The 21013-nt window shown below is 68.5% G+C and carries 16 protein-coding genes and 1 pseudogene; 4 read left to right on the top strand and 13 right to left on the bottom strand.

Annotated elements, in window-relative coordinates; translation table 11 throughout:
• Positions 1-45 precede the first annotated feature (45 nt).
• From ACFYO0_RS35295 to ACFYO0_RS35285, 3 genes are all read left to right on the top strand, one after another.
• Positions 46-816, top strand: coding sequence for an electron transfer flavoprotein subunit beta/FixA family protein (locus ACFYO0_RS35295; protein WP_388684434.1), 771 nt, complete (start codon positions 46-48; stop codon positions 814-816).
• Positions 813-1802 (top strand): electron transfer flavoprotein subunit alpha/FixB family protein, encoded by a 990-nt coding sequence (locus ACFYO0_RS35290; RefSeq protein WP_388684432.1) that lies wholly within the window; start codon positions 813-815, stop codon positions 1800-1802. The genes ACFYO0_RS35295 and ACFYO0_RS35290 overlap by 4 nt, the downstream gene beginning before the upstream one ends.
• A 370-nt stretch (positions 1803-2172) precedes the next feature.
• Positions 2173-5061 carry a (Fe-S)-binding protein gene (locus tag ACFYO0_RS35285; RefSeq protein ID WP_388684430.1) on the top strand — a complete coding sequence of 963 codons (2889 nt, stop codon included), beginning with the start codon at positions 2173-2175 and terminating at the stop codon, positions 5059-5061.
• Positions 5062-5196: 135 nt separating this feature from the next.
• Here the strand turns inward: ACFYO0_RS35285 and ACFYO0_RS35280 are convergent, their stop codons facing one another.
• The 8 genes and pseudogenes from ACFYO0_RS35280 to betA form a co-directional block, all read right to left on the bottom strand.
• Entirely contained in the window at positions 5197-5328 is a 132-nt protein-coding gene (locus ACFYO0_RS35280; protein ID WP_388684428.1) for a hypothetical protein, read from the bottom strand.
• Positions 5329-5520: 192 nt separating this feature from the next.
• Positions 5521-6192 (bottom strand): GntR family transcriptional regulator, encoded by a 672-nt coding sequence (locus ACFYO0_RS35275; RefSeq protein WP_388684427.1) that lies wholly within the window; start codon positions 6190-6192, stop codon positions 5521-5523.
• 619 nt (positions 6193-6811) lie between these two features.
• Positions 6812-7789: an ABC transporter substrate-binding protein gene (locus ACFYO0_RS35270; protein ID WP_388684424.1), complete on the bottom strand. Its 978-nt coding sequence runs from the start codon at positions 7787-7789 to the stop codon at positions 6812-6814.
• A 13-nt stretch (positions 7790-7802) separates the two neighbouring features.
• Positions 7803-9332, bottom strand: a complete 1530-nt coding sequence (locus tag ACFYO0_RS35265) for an ABC transporter permease (RefSeq protein ID WP_388684459.1) — start codon at positions 9330-9332, stop codon at positions 7803-7805.
• 485 nt (positions 9333-9817) lie between these two features.
• Entirely contained in the window at positions 9818-10906 is a 1089-nt protein-coding gene (locus ACFYO0_RS35260; protein ID WP_388684423.1) for a glycine betaine/L-proline ABC transporter ATP-binding protein, read from the bottom strand.
• 20 nt (positions 10907-10926) lie between these two features.
• A complete protein-coding gene (locus tag ACFYO0_RS35255; RefSeq protein ID WP_388684420.1) occupies positions 10927-12396 on the bottom strand; it encodes an aldehyde dehydrogenase family protein in 1470 nt (489 codons plus the stop codon).
• A 242-nt stretch (positions 12397-12638) separates the two neighbouring features.
• Positions 12639-13097, bottom strand: a pseudogene (locus ACFYO0_RS35250) (5,10-methylenetetrahydrofolate reductase); the annotation flags it as partial.
• Between the two features lie 339 nt (positions 13098-13436).
• The gene (gene betA / locus ACFYO0_RS35245) at positions 13437-15107 is read right to left on the bottom strand and encodes a choline dehydrogenase (RefSeq protein WP_388684417.1); all 1671 of its coding nucleotides are present in this window, start codon (positions 15105-15107) and stop codon (positions 13437-13439) included.
• A gap of 191 nt (positions 15108-15298) precedes the next feature.
• On the opposite strand from betA, the gene ACFYO0_RS35240 reads away from it, so the two are divergent.
• Positions 15299-16045, top strand: coding sequence for an IclR family transcriptional regulator (locus ACFYO0_RS35240; RefSeq protein WP_388684416.1), 747 nt, complete (start codon positions 15299-15301; stop codon positions 16043-16045).
• A gap of 69 nt (positions 16046-16114) precedes the next feature.
• Here ACFYO0_RS35240 and ACFYO0_RS35235 read toward each other — a convergent pair whose 3' ends face one another.
• The 5 genes from ACFYO0_RS35235 to ACFYO0_RS35215 form a co-directional block, all read right to left on the bottom strand.
• Positions 16115-17248, bottom strand: coding sequence for an aromatic ring-hydroxylating dioxygenase subunit alpha (locus ACFYO0_RS35235; protein ID WP_388684413.1), 1134 nt, complete (start codon positions 17246-17248; stop codon positions 16115-16117).
• A 129-nt stretch (positions 17249-17377) separates the two neighbouring features.
• The gene (locus tag ACFYO0_RS35230; RefSeq protein WP_388684411.1) at positions 17378-18541 is read right to left on the bottom strand and encodes an NAD(P)/FAD-dependent oxidoreductase; all 1164 of its coding nucleotides are present in this window, start codon (positions 18539-18541) and stop codon (positions 17378-17380) included.
• On the bottom strand, positions 18538-18900 hold the full coding sequence (locus ACFYO0_RS35225) for a bifunctional 3-phenylpropionate/cinnamic acid dioxygenase ferredoxin subunit (protein WP_388684410.1): 363 nt from the start codon (positions 18898-18900) through the stop codon (positions 18538-18540). Before ACFYO0_RS35225 ends, ACFYO0_RS35230 begins: the two co-directional genes overlap by 4 nt.
• Positions 18901-19206: 306 nt before the next feature.
• The gene (locus tag ACFYO0_RS35220; protein ID WP_388684408.1) at positions 19207-19842 is read right to left on the bottom strand and encodes an MBL fold metallo-hydrolase; all 636 of its coding nucleotides are present in this window, start codon (positions 19840-19842) and stop codon (positions 19207-19209) included.
• Complete coding sequence (locus ACFYO0_RS35215) at positions 19839-20924, bottom strand: S-(hydroxymethyl)mycothiol dehydrogenase (RefSeq protein WP_388684407.1); 1086 nt, start codon at positions 20922-20924, stop codon at positions 19839-19841. The genes ACFYO0_RS35220 and ACFYO0_RS35215 overlap by 4 nt, the downstream gene beginning before the upstream one ends.
• Between the last annotated feature and the right edge of the window lie 89 nt (positions 20925-21013).

Here is a 21013-nt window from a genome sequence, read left to right as displayed (position 1 = left end):
AGGGCTGTCAGTGGTCGAGCCTGTCGAGACCCCGAGAGGTGAACGATGACGAACGTACTGGTCTGCATCAAGCGGGTCCCTGACTCCTCCGGTGAGATCCTGCTCACCGACGACCAGCAGGGGGTCGACGGGAGGTACGTCGGCTTCACCGTGAGCAACCACGAGAGCTGTGCGGTCGAGCTGGCGGTCCAGACCGCCGAGGCGACCGGCGGTACGGTCACGCTGCTCACGATCGGCCCTCCCGAGGCCACCGAGCAGCTGCGGGACACACTGGCACTCGGCTGCCACGCCGCCGTACTCGTGGAGGCGGAGCCGGCCCGGCTGGGACCGGCCGACGTGGCCCGGGAGATCGCCTACGTCGTGCGCGAGAAGGAGACCGCGGGCACGACGTACGACCTGATCCTGCTCGGCAACGACGCCGCCGACAGCGGCGACTTCCAGGTGGGCATCCGGCTGGCCCACGCGCTCGGCCGGCCGGTGGTCAACGGCGTGTCGACGGTCGAGGTGGCCGACGGCAACCTGACCGCCCGCAGCGACGGCCCCGACGGCGAGGAGACCTACTCGCCGCCACTGCCCGCGGTCGCCACCGTACTCGAGGGCGGGGTGGAGCCGCGCTATCCGACGCTGCGGGGCCGGATGGCGGCCAAGAAGGTCGAGATCGAGACCCGGCCCCTGTCGGCCGAGCCCGCCGGAGCGAACCGGGTGCAGTTGCTCCTTCCCCCGCCGGCGCCGTCGACGGTCGAGGTGCTGGGCGAGGGCACGGATGCGGCCACGACGGTCGCGGACCTCTTTGAGAAGCTGGGGGTGACCCGATGATTCTGGTACTGGTCGAGACCGAGAACGGCACCGCGAGCGAGATCTCTCTGGAGACGCTCGCCTTCGCCCGGTCGCTGTCGGCCGAGGGCGGCGGCATCGCCGTCCGCGCGGTCGTGGTCGGCGAGGTCGAGGACCGCGACGCCCTGGCAGCCGAACTCGGCGCCCACGGCGCGGCCGAGGTCCACCAGGCGCTGGGCGAGGGGTTCGCGTCGTATGCCGGGGCTGCCTGGGCGGCGGCACTGCAGGCGATCCGCGAGTCGACCCGCTCCGTCGTGGTCACCGCCGCGGGCTCGCCCCGGGGCAACGAGGTGCTGGCGCACCTGGCTGCCCGGCTCAGCGTGCCCATGGCCGCCAACGTGGTCGCGTTCCACGGCCTGGCGCCGTTCGTGGTGACTCGGCAGGTGGTCGGCGGGGCGGCCCTGGAGGAGATGAAGCTCGACCAGCGGCCCGCGGTCTTCTCCGTCGCCGGCCACTCGTGGACCGCGTCGCCGGTGGCGGACGCGTCGCCCGCCGCTTGGGTGGAGGTGACCCCGGAGGTGACCGAGTCCGACCTCCTGGCGCGGGTCGTGTCGACAGGCACCAAGGAAGTTGACCACTCCGGCTCGCTGAAGTCCGCCAGGGTCGTCGTGGGTGCCGGGCGCGGGGCGGGTGGTCCGGACGGCTTCGGCGCGGTCGCCGAGCTCGCCGAGCTGCTCGGCGGCGTGGTCGGGGTGTCCCGGGTGGTCACCTCACTGGGCTGGCGGCCGCACCACGAGCAGGTCGGCCAGACCGGCTCCCGGATCAGCCCGGACCTGTACGTCCCCTGCGGGATCTCCGGTGCCATCCAGCACTGGGCCGGCTGCGCGTCGTCGAAGACGATCCTCGCGATCAACACCGATCCCGAGGCGCCGATGATGACCAAGGCGAACTACGCCGTCGTGGGGGACATGCACGAAGTCCTCCCCGCGATCGTCGAAGAGCTCAAGTCACGTGGGGTTACCGGGTGAGGCGCGTGACCGACGGCTGCTGAGTGACCGGCCGCAGCGGGAACCGAGGATCTCGCCGCCGCCACGAAGCAGTTCATCGCCCTGGAGCGAGGCTGCGGCGCCTGCAAGGGATGCCGCAGCCTCCTCCGCTCTGTCACCACGGGAGGGCCGGATCAGCGTCCACGGATCCGTGCCCACGTGGAGTTGCGCCGGCCGGCGCAACTCCACGTCCGGTCGCCGAGACCGCGTCGGCGGCACCTGGCGACACCTGGCGTAACCTGCGCCACGAGCTGGACCGCATGCACCTGGTCACCCTGGCCACCCCCTGCGGGCGGGTCGCGCAACGCTCCGCCGACCCCCGGCCAGAAGACCATCCTTGAGGAGCCCTGTTATGCAGATCTTCGCCCTGGTGGCGTCGCTGGCGCTCACGCTGGCCGCCCTGTTCGTCCTGGTCCCCGCTGTCCGGAGCATGCTCCGGGTGATCCGGATGGGCCAGCCCGTGAGCCCGAGCCGCACCGACGATCCGGTCGCTCGTACGGTCACCATGCTCAAGGAGACCGTGCTGCACACCCGGATGCTCCAGTGGACCTGGGTCGGCATCATGCACTGGTTCGTGTTCGCGGCGTTCCTCTTTCTGAGCACCGCGGTGGTGGGCGCCTACTTCCAGCTGTTCGACCCCGAGTGGGCATGGCCGATCGTGGGCCACTGGTATCCCTTCGAGTGGTTCAGCGAGTTCATCGGCGCGCTGAGCACGGTCGGCATCATCTGGCTGATCGTCTACCGGCAGAAGCACCACCCCCGCAGCGAGGGCCGTGGGAGCCGGTTCTTCGGCTCGACGTTCTGGCAGGCCTACTTCGTGGAGTACCTGGCCCTGCTCGAAGGTGCGGCGATCCTGTTCATCCGGGGCGCGGAATACCACCTCGTCGACCCCGAGCACGCGACCCGCGCCCACTTCCCCCTCTCTTCCTGGATCGGTGAGGCGCTCTACCCGGCCGGCCAGGGCGCCAACGAGAACCTCGTCTACTTCATCGCGTTCTTCAAGATCGCGCTGGCGATGGTCTGGCTGATCGTCATCGGCCGCAACCTGACGATGGGCATCGCCTGGCACCGGTTCACCGCCTGGTTCAACATCTGGTTCAAGCGTGAGTCCTCGGGCGGTACGGCGCTGGGCGCGGTCAAGCCGCTCACCGTCGGCGGCAAGGCCGTCACCCTGGACGACATCGACGATCTCGACGAGGAGACCACGCTCGGCGTCGGAGCGATCGAGGACTTCTCCTGGAAGGGCCTCCTCGACTTCACCACCTGCACCGAGTGCGGTCGCTGCCAGTCGCAGTGTCCGGCCTGGAACACCCAGAAGCCGCTCTCGCCCAAGCTGCTGATCAAGGGCCTGCGCGAGCACACCTACCTCAAGGCCGCGGCCCAGGCCGGACACGCCGAGCGGGCGCTCATCGGCAAGGGCGACGCGGGCGAGGGGTCCTACAACCCCGATGGCGGCGACTTCGTCATCGACGCGGACGCGCTCTGGTCGTGCACGACGTGCGGCGCCTGCGTCGAGCAGTGCCCGGTCGACATCGAGCATGTCGACCACATCGTCGACATGCGCCGCTACCAGGTACTGATCGAGTCGAACTTCCCCGCCGAGCTCAACCAGCTCTTCAAGGGCCTTGAGAACCGGGGTAACCCCTGGAACATGGCGGCGAGCGCGCGCATGGACTGGGCCAAGGGCCTGCCGTTCGAGGTCAAGGAGGTCGGCAAGGACCTGGAGTCGCTGGAGTCGGTCGACTGGCTGTTCTGGGTCGGCTGCGCCGGCGCCTACGAGGACCGGGCCAAGAAGACCACCCGGGCGGTCGCCGAGCTGCTGCACATGGCCGGCGTTTCCTTCGGCGTACTCGGCAACCGCGAGACCTGCACCGGCGACTCGGCCCGCCGCTCCGGCAACGAGTTCGTCTACCAGGCCCTGGCCCAGGAGAACGTCGAGACCTTCAAGGAGTTCAAGGTCAAGAAGGTCGTCGCGACCTGCGCCCACTGCTTCAACACGCTGAAGAACGAGTACAAGGCCTTCGGCATCGAGCTCGAGGTCGTCCACCACACCCAGCTGCTCAACCGGCTCGTACGCGAGGGCAGGCTGACCCCGGTCGCCACCGGGAACGGCGCGAACCAGCGGTCGATCACTTACCACGACCCGTGCTACCTCGGCCGGCACAACCAGGTCTACAGCCCGCCGCGCGAGCTGCTGTCGGCGCTGCCGGGCGCTTCGTACGTCGAGATGGAACGCAACTCGGAGCGGTCCTTCTGCTGCGGGGCGGGCGGCGCCCGCATGTGGATGGAGGAAAGCCTCGGAGAGCGGATCAACATGAACCGCACCACGGAGGCCGTCGACACCGGTGCCGACCAGATCGTGGTCGGCTGCCCGTTCTGCCGGGTGATGCTCTCCGACGGAGTGTCTGCGCTCCAGGCCAAGGACGGGGCCCGCGAGGAGGTCGAGGTCCTCGACGTCGCACAGATGCTGCTCGCCTCGGTCAAGGGTGAGGCCGCGGCCAAGGCCGAGAGGCCGCCCGCCGGTGCTCCCGCCGCCCCGGCTGCCCCGGCTGCCCCAGCCGCTGCTCCTGCCGAGCCCGCCGCCTCCGGCGCCGCCGGGGCGTCGCTGTTCGACGAGTCACCCGCCGAACCACCCACGAAGCCGATCTCCGCCGGGTCACTGTTCGACGAACCCACCACCGCACCCACCACTCCCCCCACCACAGGCGGCTCACTCTTCGACGAAGCACCCACCGAACCACCCACGCAACCCGCCTCCAGCAGGTCACTGTTCGACGAACCCACCACCGCACCCACCACTCCCCCCACCACGGGAGGGTCGCTCTTCGACATCGAGGAGAAGCCGGCCACCGCCGGCACGGCCGACGCCGATGAGACCATCCTGACCGGCGGCGGGTCGCTCTTCGACATCCCGGCCGACGAGGCGCCTGCGCCCGCGACCACCGGGACACCGGAGCCGGCAACCCAAGCAACCGCGACACCCACGCCGCCAGGCTCCCTCTTCGACATCGAGGAGAAGCCGACCACCGCCGACACGACCAACCCCGATGAGACCATCCTGACCGGCGGCGGGTCACTCTTCGACATCCCGGCCGAGGAGGCGCCTGCGGCTCCGGCGCCGACCCCGGAGCCCATCGAGGAGCCGGTGGCACAGCCCGAGCGGAAGGCCGAGGCTGCGCCGGAGGCCGAGCCGGAGCAGCACGAGGCCCCGGAGGAGCCAAAGGGCCTCTTCGACGACTGATCGCTCCGACCCGACCAGAGACCGCGTGCCCCCATGCCGGATTCCGGGCATGGGGGCATTGCTCTTCCTGGACTTACGCGGCAGCCGAGCGGCTGACCAGGTCCTGGACCCGGCGGCCCGGCTGGCGCTCAGCGGTCAGCGGTCAGCAGCCAGGCCGGTGGTGACGAAGAAGTCGTCGGGCTCGTTGCCTTCCGGGTGGCGGACGATGACCAGCCGGAGCAGGTCGTGTTTGTTGACCTGGTACGAAAGCGCGTCACGGACCAGCACCAGCCACCCCCAGTACACCCGCGCAGGTCGTCGCCCTGGTGCGGGGCCGACCGCGTTTCCAGGTGCGAGGCGGCGTGCCTGCGCAGAGAGCAGCGGGTGCCCGGCAGGGCGGCGCCGCACGGCGTGGCATAGGCGCCCGCCCGCACAAGTGGAAGTCTCGGTCCGGCGGCCAACCCGCGAGCTCGCGGACGGTCAGAGCACTCCGCGGATCTCACGCGCAAAGCCGGCGATGTGCTCGCGGGTGAGGCGCTCGGCGCGGTCGGCGTCGCCGTCAGCGACGGCGTCGAGCAGGTCCGCGTGCTCGGTGATGTGGTGTGCAAGGTCAGGAAGCCGATCGATGACCAGACACCAGATGCGGGTGGCGAGGTTGTCGTAGCGGATCAGCACGTCCTCGAGGTGTGGGTTCCCGGCCGCCTTGTAGATGAGCCGGTGCAGCGACATGTCCATCCGCATCATTGTGGTGCGATCACCGCGAGGGCTCTCGAGGCTCCTCACCTCGTCCGCTTTGGCTCGCAGCGCGTCGCGCATGGCGCCACTGGCGTGGACGGCGGCCCGCCGTGCCGCGAACGGCATGAGCTGCTCGCGGATGTCGGCGATCGCGCCGAGCTCGGTCACGTCGATGATGGTGGCGAATGTGCCCCGGCGCGGATAGGACACCACAAGATGGTCGGTCTCAAGTCGCTTGAGCGCCTCGCGAACGGGTGTGCGTCCGACGCCGATCTCAGCAGCAAGCTGGCTGTCGTTGATCGGCTCGCCGGGCCGGATGTTGAGCATGACCAATCGATCCTGAAGGCGCTCGTAGGCCAGGTCGGCCAATGACATCGGCGCCGAATCAGTCACGGGGGAGACCTCGGGGCTGCTCATCTTTTCGGCCGTCTCTTCCTTCGCGTGGGCTGCTGGCATCAGCATCCTACTCTGACATACTTCAAATATATCAGCCTGCCGCGGCGGTCGGTGTTGGCCAGCACATACACGGAGGGCTACCCGGGCCGCCTACTGCGGCTGCTGTGGGCACATGGCAGCGCTCGCTCCAGAACCTTGCACAGGCCGCCCCTGCGGCGGAGGTTGCCTGTGCTGCCGGACGAGGACCTGGTCACTGCCCTCCCCCCAGGTGGCATCCTGCCGCAGTGCCGGATGCTCGTGGGCCCTGTGGCAGGAGCGCAAGCTCGCAAGCTTGGCCTCCCAGGCTCCCACACCACCTCTGCCCAGCACCCAACCAGGAGGAATCCGACCTCACCACTCGATCAGGATCCTCCCTGGGAATGAAACTGCACCCATCGCCGAACCCCCGGCTGCTGCTTACGCAACATGCTTCGGGTTGCGCACTCAATGCGCCTGGCGCACAGAGGGGCGTCAAGAGGGTCCGAGACGCCGGAAAATGGCCCCGGACACGGGCCGTACACGGCAATGCCCGGGGGCGGAGAGCACAGGTGCGCTCCGCCCCCGGGCACGCTCGACCGGTTTCCGGCTCTGCCTTCCGGGGCTACTTGATCCAGGCGTCCACCTTGTCGCGGTTGGCCTCGACCCACTTCTTCGCCGCCGCCTCGGGGGCCATCTTGTCCACCGCGATGTACTTGGCCACGGTGTTCTGGTCCTCGTTCGTCCAGGTGAAGTTCTTCACCAGGTCATAGGCCGGGCTGCCCGACTCGGAGAACTTCTTGCTGACGATCTTGTCGAGCTTGTACACGGGGTAGTCGCAGTTGACCTTCTCCGTGTCGGCGTCGCAGCCCTCCTTGTAGTCCGGCAGCTTGACCTTGGCGAGCGGCACCTCGGACATGAACCACTGCGGCTCGTAGAAGTAGCCGATCATCCATTCCTTGTCCTTCTCCGCCTTGCGGAAGGCCTGGATGAGCGCGGTCTCACTGCCCGCGTACACGACCTTGAAGTCCAGCTTCAGGTTCTTCACCAGGGCCTCGTCGTTGGTGACGAACGACGGGTCACCGTCGAGGAGTTGCCCCTTGCCTCCCGACTCGGAGGTCTTGAACTCGGCCGCGTACTTGTTGAGGTTGTTCCAGTCGAGGATGTCCGGGTGCTCCTTGGCCAGCCACGGCGGTACGTACCAGCCGATGAGGCCTTCGTTGCCGGTCGGGCCGGCGTCGACGGCGGTCTTCTGGTCGGTGATGTACTTCTTCTTCAGGTCGTCGTGACCCCAGTTCTCGACGACGGCGTCGACCTCGCCCGTCCCGAAGCCCTGCCAGGCGATCTCTTCCTTCAGGTCCTTCTGTGTGACCTTGCAGTCGAGGTCGTTCTCCGCGACGTAGGCGAGGACCGCCGCGTTGGCCTCGTAACCCACCCACGGGTTGACCGCGAGGTTGAAAGTGCCGCACTTGCCGGCGCCGCCAGAACTGCCGGACCCCGAGGAGCTGTCCTCGACCGTCGCACCGCCGCAGGCGGTGAGGGTGAGGCCGAGGGCCGCTATGCCGGCCGCGCCGACTCTCCACTTGTTTGCTTGCCTTGCCATGGTCAGTTGCTCCTTATGCGCCGCTGGTACGCCGCGCCGCTGCCTGAGTGATCCGGTCGAACATAACGCCGAGAAGGACAATGGCCAGCCCCGCGGCAAGCCCCTTCCCGTACAGCTGCCCCTGCGAGAAGCCGGCCACGACGTCGTAGCCGAGGGCGCCCGCGCCTACCAGGCCGCCCACAACAACCATCGACAGCACATAGATCAGGCCCTGGTTGGTGGCGAGGGTCAGGGCGCTGCGTGCCATCGGCAGTTGAACCTTGGTGATGATCTGCCAGGTGTTGCACCCGGCGGAGGTGGCCGCCTCCACGGTGGTCTCGGGGACGTTCCGCACCCCGTCCGCGACGATCTTGATCGCGACCGGTGTCGCGTAGACCACGGCGGCGACGATCGCGGTGAAGCGGGTGGCGCCGAACAGCGCGAGGAACGGCACCAGATAGACGAACGGCGGCATGACCTGGGCGGCGTCGAGCGTGGGCCGCAGTACGCGGTCCACCCGCAGGCTGCGTCCCATCCACACCCCGAAGCCGATGCCGAGCGCCATCACCAGCACGGTGGCGACGACGGTCGACGCCAGCGTGGTCATGCTGTCCGACCACACGCCCGTGCCGACCAGCAGGCCCACACAGATCGCCGCCGTGAGCCCGGCGCGCCAGCCGCCGAGAACCACGCCGAGCCCGATCAGCGCCGCGCCGACCAACCACCACGGGGAGTCGGTGAGCAGCGCCTGGAAGGGGTTGAGCAGCCCATTGGTGAGGACGTCGCGGAAGGCGTTGGTGAGGCCTGACAGGTTGTCCTGCGTCCAGGTGGTCGCGGTGTCGGCGGCTCGGGCGATGGAGCTGCCGATGTCGCCCTCGCCGGGGAACTCCGCCGCCCACAGATAGGTGTGCGACATGTAGATCAGGACAACGGTGGCCACCGCTCCCGCTCCCAGCAGTGGCCGCCGCCAGGTGAGGAAGCGGCTGCCGGAGCGCCGGGCCGGATCCTCTCGCCCGCTCGCCGCGGTCGTGACCCGGTCGAGGACGATGGCCATGACGACGATGGCGAGCCCCGCGTTGAAGGCTGTCCCGACGTCGAGCGACTGAAGGGCGCTGACGACGGTCTTGCCGAGGCCGGGCGCGTCGATCAGGGCCGCGATGGTCACCATGGCCAGGGCGGCCATGATGGTCTGGTTGATGCCCATCACCACGGTCCGCTTGGACATGGGCAGCAGGACCTTCAACAGCGACTGCCGCCGTGTCGCGCCCAGCGAGTCGGCCGCCTCGACGGTCGTCTCCGGTACGGAGCGGATGGCGTGGGCGGTGATGCGGATCGTCGGCGGCGCCGCGTAGATCAGCGTGGCGATCGTGGCGGAGGCCGGGCCGATCTGGAAGAACAGGGTCAGTGGGGCCAGGTAGACGAAGGTCGGCATGGTCTGCATGAGGTCCAGGAAGGGCGTCACGATCCGGTTGAACCGGTCGGACAGGCCCGCCCACACACCCAGCGGGATCGCGAACAGCAGCGCCACGAAGACCGCGGAGAGGGTGAGCGCCAGGGTGTCCATGCTCTCCTGCCACAGGCCCTGCAGCCCGAGGAAGGTGAAGCCCGCCATGGCCAGCAGGGCGACCCGCCAGTTGCCGACGGCCCACGAGACATAGCCGGCGATGCCCACGACGCCCAGCCAGCCGATCTGCGGAACCGGGCGGCCCTCGGGCGGCTGGGAGATCAGCCCCTGGACGAAGGTCACCAGGTTGTCGATGACCAGGCGGATCTCGTTGAAGAAGTAGAGGAAGAGGGGGTTGGAGTTGCGGTTGGCGCCGATCGAGTCGTTGACGTCGTTGAACCAGCGGTGCAGATCGGTGAGGTCCGCCGCCGCCACGGTCAGAGTGTGCTTGCCGCGCAGCACGGCGAACAGCACCAGCCAGACGACCAGGATCGCGGCGACCACCATGCGCCGGCTGACCGTGCGTGCGCCCGTGGTGGGCGTGGCTTTCTCTGCCTGTTCCTCTGTCTTCTCGGGTTTCTCGGGTTTCTCTATGGCGACAGTCATCACATGTCGCCTTCCTGCCCGGCGACGACGGCGAGGATCTCCTCGTCGCCGACGATGCCGAGCAGCTTGCCGTTCTCGACGACCTTGACCGGCTTGTCTGCCGCGAGCACCGCCCGGGTGGCCTCCTTCACCACGACGTCCGGGCCCATCTCCGGGCCGTCCAGTTCGTCGCCGTCCTCCAGGGGCCGCATGATCCACCGCAGGGTGAGGACGTCGCCGCGCGGCACGTCCTTGACGAACTCGCGCACGTAGTCGTCGGCGGGGGCGCCGACCAGTTCGTCACCCGTGCCGCACTGGACCATCTTGCCGTCGCGCATGATCAGGATGCGGTCGCCCAGCTTGAGCGCCTCGGAGAGGTCGTGGGTGATGAACACCATCGTCTTGCCGACCTCGTGATGCAGACGGATGACCTCGTTCTGCATGTCACGGCGGATCATCGGGTCGAGTGCGGAGAACGGCTCGTCGAAGAAGAGCACGTCGGGATCGCCGGCCAGCGCCCGGGCGAGGCCGACGCGCTGCTGCATACCGCCGGAGAGCTGGTCAGGGTAGGAGTTCTCGTATCCGGACAGGCCGACCAGTTCGACGACCTCCAGGGCCCGCTTGATGCGTTCGGCCTTGCCCATCCCGCGGATCTCCAGCCCGAACGCCACGTTGTCGACGACGCGGCGGTGGGGCAGCAGACCGAAGTGCTGGAAGACCATGGAGAACTTGCGGCGGCGCAGTTCGCGCAGGCGCCCCGCGTCCGCGCCGCGGATGTCCTCGCCCTCGAAGACGATCTCACCGGCGGTGGGTTCGATCAACCGGGTCAGACATCGCACCAGCGTGGATTTGCCGGAGCCGGACAGTCCCATGACGACGAAGACCTCGCCCGGGGAGACCTCGAAATTCACATCCCGCACGGCGGCGGTGTTCCCGGTGCGGTCCATGAGCTCGCGCCGGGAGAGACCGCACAGCTCCTCGGACTCCGGTACCCGCTCGGCTTTCGGCCCGAACACCTTCCACAGCTTGCGCACGGATATGACCGGCGTGCCGTCCGAATCCTGGGGCGTGCCGCTCCTCTGCGGTGCCTCGGTCTGTGTTGGGGTCACGATCGACCTCTCTTCGGCGTTCAGCCGCGAAACCAGTACTGCGGCCTGGGTTGGATGTTCTGCCAGATGTGCTTGGGCTCTCGGTACTCGTCCAGGCCTGTCGGTCCCAGCTCCCGGCCCACGCCCGAGTGCCCGAATCCACCCCATTCCGCTTGCGGCACATAGGGGTGGTAGTCGTTGATCCACACCGTGCCGTGACGCAACCGCCGGGCGATCCGCTGAGCCTTGCCGGCGTCCTGCGTCCAAACGGCTCCGGCAAGGCCGTACTCGGTGTCGTTGGCTATGTGTACGGCGTCGTCCTCGTCTGTGAAGCGCTCTACGGTGAGCACGGGTCCGAAGGACTCCTCGTGCACCACACGCATGTCCTGTCGGCACTCGTCGAGGAGGGTTGGCGGGTAATAGTAGCCGCTCGCGAGGGTGGGGTCGTCGGGCCGTTCACCGCCGCAGCGCAGTACGGCGCCCTCGGCGAGGCCCGCTGCCACATACGCCTCGACCTTCTCCAGATGCTGGGCGGAGATCAGCGCGCCGGTCTCGGCATCGGGGTCGAAGGGACCACCGAGGCGAATCTGCCGGGCGCGGCGGACGACCTCGTCCACGAAGGCGTCGTGCAGGGAGTCCTCGACGATCAGGCGGGCACCTGCCGAGCAGACCTGCCCGGAGTGCAGGAAGACGGCCGTGAGGGCGAAGTCCACGGCCGTCTCGAAGTCGGCGTCGGCGAAGACGACGTTGGGATTCTTGCCGCCGAGCTCCAGCGCCACCTTTTTCACAGTCGCCGCGGCCGTGGCCATGATCCGCTTGCCGGTCTGCAGGCCTCCGGTGAAGGAGACCATGTCGACGGCGGGATCTTCGGAGAGCGGTGCGCCCACTTCGGGCCCGGCACCCAGGACGAGGTTGGCGGCGCCGGCGGGGAGACCGGCCTCCTGAAGTGCCTTCATCAGCAGGATCGACGTGGAGGGGGTGAGCTCGCTCGGCTTGAGGACGATGGTGTTGCCGGCGAGGAGGGCGGGGGCGACCTTCCAACTGGCCTGCAGCAACGGGTAGTTCCAGGGAGTGATCAGTCCGCACACGCCGATGGGCTCGTAGACGACGCGGCTTACGGCGTCGTCGCGGCCGGTGTCGATCACGCGGCCGGCGTCGGTGCCGCCGAGCCCGCCGTAGTAGCGGAAACAGGAGACGACGTCGGCGATGTCGTACTCGCTCTCCACGAGCCGCTTGCCGGTGTCCAGCGATTCGGCCCGGGCGAACTCCTTGGCGTCGCGCTCGATGAGGTCGGCGGTGCGCAGCAGCAGCGCGCCGCGCTCCCGCTCGGGGGTGCGCGGCCAGGGCCCCTCGTCGAAGGCACGGCGGGCCGCGGCGACAGCCGCCTCGGTGTCGGGACGAGACCCTTCCGAAACGGTCGCGGTGAGCGTGCCGTCAGCGGGACAGCGGATCTCGCGATGGCCTCCGGCCAGCGGTTCCCGCCATTCGCCGTCCACATACAGGTCTGCCACGCGCCCAGCCCTTCACCAGAAATGCGTTGCGCATCATGCATTCAATTGCTTGTGGTGGAACACCATGGCGAATGCGCACACACGCGTCAAGAGGTTGAAGATGACGATTCCGCAAGGGGCCGGTCGGCCCCTGCGTTACCGGTTCCGTCCCGCCGACCAGGCATGCCGCATCTCGTATACGATTTTCGGCGCACCGCCGCGGTCAGAACGGGTGCAGGAGGAAGGCGATGAGCGCGGAGCGTTCAGCCGCCCAGCCGGTCCAGCAGCGCGCGGCGCCACCGCTCCGTTTCGGCGATCTGGTTGAAGGAGAACAGGTGCAGACCCGCCACCCCCGCCGAGGGTGCGGTGAGGACCCTCTCCGCGCGGGCCAGCAGCCTCTCGGGGGAATACCCTCCGGGTGCCGCGAAAGCTACGAACCACGAGGCGTGCTTCGTCAAGAAGCGCGTCGACTCCCCCACCCCGATCTTCGTGGCCATCGACAGCAGCTTCGCCCGCTGCACAGGCCCCGCAATGCCCACATGGACCGGGAGGGTGACGTCCCGACGCCGCATCCGGGCGATCCACTCCCCCAGCACACGCGAGTCGACGTGTGTGAAGGGCCTGCCCAGCTCCACCAGCCTGCGCAGCACCGGAAGAGTGCCATGGGAGGTGCCGACCGACGGGTTGGAGTCGTCGGCCGGGACGAACACGTCGTCGATGCCTTCGCGGGCAGCACCTCTTGACGCCCTCGCCTGCCCGGGGGCAGGCGATTCCGGTCCGTAGCGCTTCGCGGCACCACCATGGGTTCCTGCTTCACGGGCCCTTGCCGGTCTCCGAAGAGATCGGTCTTACATGGGCCTCCACAAGCGTTACTTTCCGCCCGTCCGGCGGTAGATCCGCCAACCCTGTTGTCGGACAAGGCGACTTCAACAACGGCGCCGCACTCCTTCGGGCCGCTGAGGGCAAGATTCCCCCCACCTCCAGCCTGAAGAGTGGAGCGCTGGGCAAACGTTCGACAGCGGACGCCCGATGGCGGCGCCCGCCTTCGGCGCCCAAGGCGCCTACCCCGCCTGCTTCTGTGCGTCGCGATGGCGGTAGTACGCGGCCTTGGACGGCGCCGGCGGTTCCTTGCCGAGGATCAGGTCGGCGGCCTTCTCGGCGATCATCATCACCGGCGCGTAGATGTTGCCGTTGGTGACGTAGGGCATGACGGAGGCGTCCACCACCCGCAGGCCCTCCAACCCGTGCACCCGCATGCTGGCCGGGTCGACGACGGACATCTCGTCGGTGCCCATCTTGCAGGTGCAGGAGGGGTGCAGGGCGGTCTCGCCCTCCTTCGCGACCCAGTCGAGGATCTCCTCGTCCGTCTCCACCGTCGGACCGGGCGAGATCTCACCGGCGTTGTAGGGAGCGAGCGCGGGCTGGTTGAGGAGCCTGCGCGCCACGCGGATCGCCTCGACCCACTCGCGGCGGTCCTGCTCGGTGGACAGGTAGTTGAAGCGCAAGGCGGGGTGCTCGCGCGGGTCCGTGCTCTTGATCTTCACCGAGCCGATGGCGTCGGAGTACATGGGGCCCACGTGCACCTGGTAGCCGTGACCGCCCGAGGGGGATGAGCCGTCGTAGCGGACCGCGACGGGCAGGAAGTGGAACATCAGGTTGGGGTAGTCCACGTCCTCGTTGCTGCGGGCGAAGCCGCCGGCCTCGAAGTGGTTGGTGGCGGCCGGGCCCTTGCGGAAGAGCCACTGCAGCCCGATGAAGGGGGCGCGCCACTTCGCCATGTACGGCTGCATGGAGACCGGCTGCTTGCAGCCGTATTGGATGTAGACCTCCAGGTGGTCCTGCATGTTCTCGCCGACGCCCGGGAGGTCGTGCACGATGTCGATGCCGAGGGCCGACAGCTCCTCGGCGTTGCCGACGCCGGAAAGCTGCAGCAGCTGCGGGGAGTTGATCGCGCCGCCGCACAGGATGACTTCCTTTGCGCGGACCTGCTGGAGCGCGCCCCGGCCGCGCCGGTACTCGACGCCGACGGCGCGCTTGCCCTCGAAGAGGACGCGGGTGACGAGGGCGCGGGTCTTGACCCTGAGGTTGGGTCGCTTCATCGCGGGCTTGAGGTACGCCTTCGAGGCCGACAGACGACGTCCGCGGTGAACGTTGCGGTCGAACTTGGCGAAGCCTTCCTGCCGGTAGCCGTTGACGTCGTCCGTGGGCGCGTATCCCGCCTCCTCGGTGGCCTTGAGGAAGGCGCCGAAGAGCGGGTTGGTCGCCGGGCCGCGTTCGAGGACGAGTGGTCCGCTGTGACCACGGAACTCGTCGTCCGGGTCGGCGGCAAGACAGTTCTCCATCCGCTGGAAGTACGGCAGACAGTGCGCGTAGTCCCAGGACTCCATCCCGGGGTCGGTCGCCCAGCGTTCGTAGTCCATGGGGTTGCCGCGCTGGAAGATCATGCCGTTGATGCTGCTGGAGCCACCGAGCACCTTGCCTCGCGCGTGATAGACGCGCCTGCCACCCATGTGGGGTTCGGGCTCGGACTCGTACTTCCAGTCGTAGAAGCGGCTGCCGATCGGGTAGGTCAGCGCCGCGGGCATGTGGATGAAGACATCCCACGGGTAGTCAGACCGGCCGGCTTCCAGAACCAGCACCCGGTTCGCCGGGTCCGCGGAGAGTCTGTTCGCCAGTGCGCTGCCGGCCGATCCGCCGCCGACGATGACGAAGTCGTAGTGGGAGGGAGCCATGGTGCCTCGTCTCGCTCGCGCCGTAGATACGCGAGCATGCTAGCGACAGTATCGCTATACGCACCAGGTTGCGATGCGCGCAACCTCATTTCGTCGCCGTTACTTGCAGTGGCGTTGTTTACTCTGGGTATAGTTGCGTTGTGAGCAACTACAACATTGATACCGGAACCTCAAATTCACATGCTGGCGGAGTGCAGTCGGTCGATCGCGCCATCAGCGTCCTAGAGATCCTGGCTCGCCGCGGCGAGACAGGAGTCAGCGAGGTGGCGGCCGAGATCGATGTTCACAAGTCCACCGCGTTCCGCCTGCTCGGCGCCCTGGAGGCGCGCGGCCTGGTGGAGCAGGCGGGCGAGCGCGGCAAGTACCGTCTCGGCTTCGGCATCGTGCGGCTGGCCGGAGCGGTCACGGGCCGCATCGACATCACCCAGCAGGGCCGCCCGGTCTGCGAGGACCTGGCCGAGGAGATCGGCGAGACCGTCAACATCGCCGTGCTGCAGGAGCATTACGCGGTCAACCTCTACCAGGTGCGCGGCCCCGGGGCCGTCACCGCGCAGAACTGGGTCGGCCAACTGACCCCGCTGCACGCCACCTCGAGCGGCAAGATCCTGCTGGCCTACCTCCCCGCCAAGGAACGCGCCACGGTGCTGGCCGTGTCCGGCCTGAAGAAGGTCACCAAGCACACCATCACCGCGAAGACGAAGCTCGAGAAGAACCTCGTCGACATCCGGGAGAGTGGCTACGCCTGGGCCCTGGAGGAGCTGGAGCTCGGCCTCCACGCCATGGCCGCTCCGATCCGCAACCGGGACGGAGAGGTCGTCGCGGCACTGAGCGCCTCCGGGCCCGGGTACCGGCTCACCAAGGAGCGCCTGCACGAGCTCGCTCCCGTGCTGATGAAGGGCGCGGACGAGATCAGCCACCGCATGGGGTACCTGGGCTGATCGGCCCGTCCGCCACCGGCACCGCCCGCACCGCTTACGGTCAGGCGCGGGCCGCGCATGCGACAGTCGCTACTGCGACTGCTGTGTCCCCAGGCGCTCGTGCACCCAGTCGTGGAAGGCACCGATGTGGTGCTCGCTGGGCACCAGCACGCCCCCCTTGGCGTACATCCGGGAGTTCATCGCGGGCTGGGTGCGCTCGCAGGCGTCGAAGTCCTGCCGGTTGACCCGGTCGAAGAGCTCCACGGACCGGCTGACGTCCTTGCCGCTCTCGACGACATCGGGGAGATAGAGCCAGTCGCACTCCACGATGGTGCGGTCGACGGCCACCGGGTACATGCGGTGGAAGATCACATGGTCGGGGACGAGGTTGATGAAGACCTGCGGCCTGACGGTGATCGCGTAGTAGCGGCGGTCCTGGTCCTCGGCGACGCCCGGAATGCGGTCCAGGCCCTCGCTGCCGTCGACGGTGAAACCCTGGACCTCCGCACCGAACTCGGCGCCGTGACCGACGTAGTACTGAGCGGCGAAGCCGTCGGCGAACTCGGGGAGCACCTCGGTCAGTTCGGGGTGGATGGTGGCGCAGTGGTAGCACTCCATGAAGTTCTCGATGATGAGCTTCCAATTGGCCTTGACGTCGTACACGATCCGCTTGCCGACCGAGAGGGCCGCGATGTCGTAGCGCCCGATCGCCTCGGCGTCGCCGAGGCGGCTGACGACGTCGCCGATGACGTCCTCCTCGAAGGAGGGCGGGTTCTCCGCCAGGCAGACCCAGACGTAGCCGAGCCATTCACGGACGGCGACGCTCACGAGGCCGTACTCGGTACGGCCGATGTCGGGCATCTTGGTGAGGTTGGGCGCCGCCACGAGCTTGCCGTTCAGGTCGTACGTCCAGGCGTGGTACGGGCACTGGAAGGCCCGCTTGACCTCGCCGCTCTGCTCGGTACGGATCCTGGCTCCGCGATGCCGGCAGACGTTGAAGTAGGCCCGGACGGAGTTGTCCCTGGCGCGGGTGACCAGGATGCTCTCGCGACCCACGTCGACGGTCCGGAAGGCGCCGGGCTTCGCCAGGTCGGACGCACGCGCGACGCAGAACCACATGGTCTCGAAGATGTGCGCCTGCTCCTGGGCGAAGATCTCGGGATCGGTGTAGGAGGAGCCGGGGAGGGTGGCGATCAGGCTGTTTGGCAGGCTGGTCGAGGTCACGGTGCACTCCTCGGGGACGTCGTGGAAGGGTCATTCACGCGCCGGGATGACCGACTCCGGACGGCGTTGTGTATGGAGCAACGCTGCGTGCCATGTGAAACCGCAGCATGGGATGCCCAAGGGGCGATGTCAAGAGGTGGTGCGGGAGAGCTGCTTGCGCCAGCGGGTGAACAGCCGCGGCTGGTTCATCCCGAGCGCGGCGACCGGCTGACCGGCACATCGGTAGACGGCCAGGACGTTGCGCTCGTCCGCCGTGCCTTCCTCGATCGTCACGCTGTCGGCTCCGGCCGCATGACCGGCGAACTGGATCTTCACGCCGTACTGGTCCGACCAGAAGTACGGCGGCCGGGGCACGCCCGGTTCCATCGCGCCGCCCGCCAGCAGCGTGGCTACGGCGGCGTCGGGGCGCTCCCTGGCGCCGGTCCAGTGTTCGACGCGACGATGGACGCCCGCACGGGGGTCGTACCAGTTGGCGCAGTCACCGACCGCGACCACACCGGCCAGGCTGGTGCGGCCGTCCGCACCGCACTTGACGCCGTTGTCGAGCTCGATGCCGGATCCTTCCAGCCACTCGACGCATGGCCGTGCGCCCACACCGATCACGACGATGTCGGCGGGGACGCTGCGGCCGTCCTCAAGCAGGACGGCATCCACACGGCGTTCCCCGCTCAGCCCTTTGACGCCCACGCCGCACAACAGCCGTACGCCGTGGTCCGCGTGGAGAGCGGAGACGATGGCACCCATGGCCTCGCCGAGCGGTCCGGCGAGCGGCGTCGGGGCGGCCTCGACCACCGTCACGTCGAGCCCGAGGGCGTAGGCGGTGGAAGCGACCTCGGCACCGACGAATCCGCCGCCGATCACCACCAGCCGTCCGCCACCCGCCAGTTCGTCCCGTAGCGAGCGGGCGTCGTCCAGGGTGCGCAGGACGTGCACTCCTGCCAGGCCCTCGGAGCCGGGCAGGGTGCACGCGGCGGCGCCGGTCGCGACGACGATGCCGTCGGCGCGGACCTCCCGGCCGTCGGCGAGCCGGATGGCGCGGTTCGTGCGGTCGAGTCCGGTGGCGCGAACGCCGAGCAGCCACTCGGCCTGCAGGTCCTCGTCGTCCGTCTCCAGCACGAGTTCCGCTTCGCCGATGGTTCCGGCCAGGAACTCCTTGGACAGCGGTGGCCTGTCGTACGGGCGGTGGAGTTCGTCTCCGATGAGGACCAGCCGCCCGTCGTAGCCCTGTTTCCGCAGTGAGCGCGCCGCTGACAGCCCGGCCAGCGAGGCGCCCACCACGGCCACCGTCCTCACGTTAGGGCTCCGGCGAGCTTGCGCGCGACGCAGTGCGGCAGGTTGGGGGCGGACGTGGACAGCTGCACGTAGACCATGCCGTTGTCCACGACGACCTCGTGGGTCCGGACGGGGAGCTTGGCCGGCGGGGCGTCGACCTCACCGGTCTTCAGGTTGAACTTCGAGGCGTGCAGGGGGCACTCCACCCAGCAGTCCTCCACCCAGCCGTCGGCGAGCGAGGCGTCCTGGTGGGTGCACGTGTCGTCGATGGCGAAGAACTCGCCGTCCTCGGTGTGGAACACCGTGACCGGCGGGTCGATCTCGAGTCGGAAAGCCTCTCCTCGCGGGAGATCCGCCAGGGGACACGCGGGAATCATCATGACCACCTCGGTGCGTATAGCGAAACGGATTGCGGTAAGCGCAACATCAGTCTGGAGTCGGCCAGAACCCTTGTCAAGGCGTTCCGAGGGCCGTTTGAGCCGTCGATCTGAGTTGCCCATCACACAACTTCACACGCGATGAGAAACAAGCGCGAGAGAAGGCACAACGGCTGGACCACCCCCTTCGCCCCGGTCAAGGGGGGTGTCCCAGCCGTTCGCCCCCACTCCCGGGTTGGACAGGTGCACGCACGCCCGCTCTCGGCCGGGATGGCCGAGGGCGGGCGTGCACTGTTCGACGGGCGGCGGTCAGAACCCGCGGTCGATCCACTCCTGAAGGTGCGGGGCCTCGGCGGCGATGGTGGTCGTCTCCCCGTGGCCGGTGTGTACGACGGTGGCGTCCGGGAGAGGCAACAGCCGGTACCGGATGGAATCGACGATGGTCGGGAAGTCGCTGTACGACCTTCCCGTCGCCCCCGGGCCGCCCGCGAACAGGGTGTCACCGCTGAAGAGGGCCCTCAGGACAGGCGCGTACAGACAGACCGCACCCGGGGCATGGCCGGGGGTGTGCAGCACGGTCAGCCCGACACCGGCCACCGTGAGGACCTGGCCGTGGGCCAGGTCGCCGTCGGGCATCCGGTCGGGATGGGTCTGCTTCCACAGCGGCAGGTCGTCGCCGTGGAGCAGGATGGGGGCGCCGGTGCGCGCCGCGAGTTCGGGTGCGGCACCGATGTGGTCGTTGTGGGCGTGGGTGCACACGATGGCGCGCAGGGTGCGCCCACCGAGGGCTTCGGCGATCGCCTCGGCGTCGTGGGCGGCGTCGATGACGACCGCCTCGCTGTCGTCGCCGATGATCCACACGTTGTTGTCGACATCCCAGGTGCCGCCGTCGAGCGTGAACTTGCCCGAAGTGACGAGATGTTCGATGCGGGCGCCGGACGTCACAGGACCACCACCGAGCGCAGCACGTCGCCACGGTGCATCCGCTCGAACGCCTTCTCGACCTCGTCCAGCGCGATGGTCTCCGTGACGAAGGCGTCCAGGTCCAGGCGGCCCTGCAGATAGAGGTCGATGAGCATCGGGAAGTCCCGGCTCGGCAGGCAGTCGCCGTACCAGGAGGACTTCAGCGCGCCGCCCCGGCCGAAGACGTCCAGCAGCGGCAGTTCCAGCTTCATCTCCGGGGTCGGCACACCGACGAGGACGACCGTGCCTGCCAGGTCGCGGGCGTAGAACGCCTGCTTGTACGTCTCCGGGCGGCCGACTGCCTCGATGACCACGTCGGCGCCGAAGCCGCCGGTCAGGTCACGGATCGCCTCGACCGGGTCGGCGTCCTTGGAGTTGACGGTGTGAGTCGCCCCGAGCTTCTTGGCGTTGTCCAGCTTGAGGTCGTCGATGTCCACCGCGATGATCTTCGCCGCGCCCGCCAGGTTCGAACCGACGACGGCCGCGGCCCCGACGCCGCCACAGCCGATGACCGCCACGCTGTCACCGCGTCCGACATTGCCGGTGTTGATGGCGGCGCCGATGCCCGCCATCACGCCACACCCCAGCAGACCGGCAGCGGCCGCCGACGCGGCCCGGTCCACCTTCGTGCACTGCCCCGCCGCCACCAGCGTCTTCTCCGCGAACGCGCCGATGCCCAGCGCAGGCGACAGCTCCGTGCCATCGGCCAAGGTCATCTTCTGCTTCGCATTGTGGGTGCTGAAGCAGTACCACGGCCGTCCGCGCAGGCAGGCCCGGCACTGCCCGCACACCGCACGCCAGTTGAGGATGACGAAGTCACCGGGCGCGACGTCGGTGACCCCTTCTCCCACCGACTCCACGACACCCGCGGCCTCGTGGCCCAGCAGGAAGGGGAAGTCGTCGTTGATACCGCCCTCGCGATAGTGGAGATCGGTGTGACAGACCCCGCAGGCCTCGATCTTCACCAGCGCCTCTCCCGGGCCCGGGTCGGGCACGGTGATCGTTTCCAGGCTGACGGGGGCGCCCTTCCCCCGCGCGACAACAGCACGGACCTGGTGAGTCATGGCCACTCCTTGGCTGGTACTGAATCATGTGTTGCCCATTACGGCACACACTTCATGTGCCGCAACACAGCATCGTGGAGTGCCGGCCG

Source organism: Streptomyces sp. NPDC006365 (genome assembly GCF_042870755.1).
Taxonomy (GTDB): Bacteria; Actinomycetota; Actinomycetes; order Streptomycetales; family Streptomycetaceae; genus Streptomyces; species Streptomyces xiangluensis.
The sequence above is the reverse complement of the archived record's forward strand: the minus strand, read 5'-3'. Positions and strand labels throughout refer to the sequence as shown.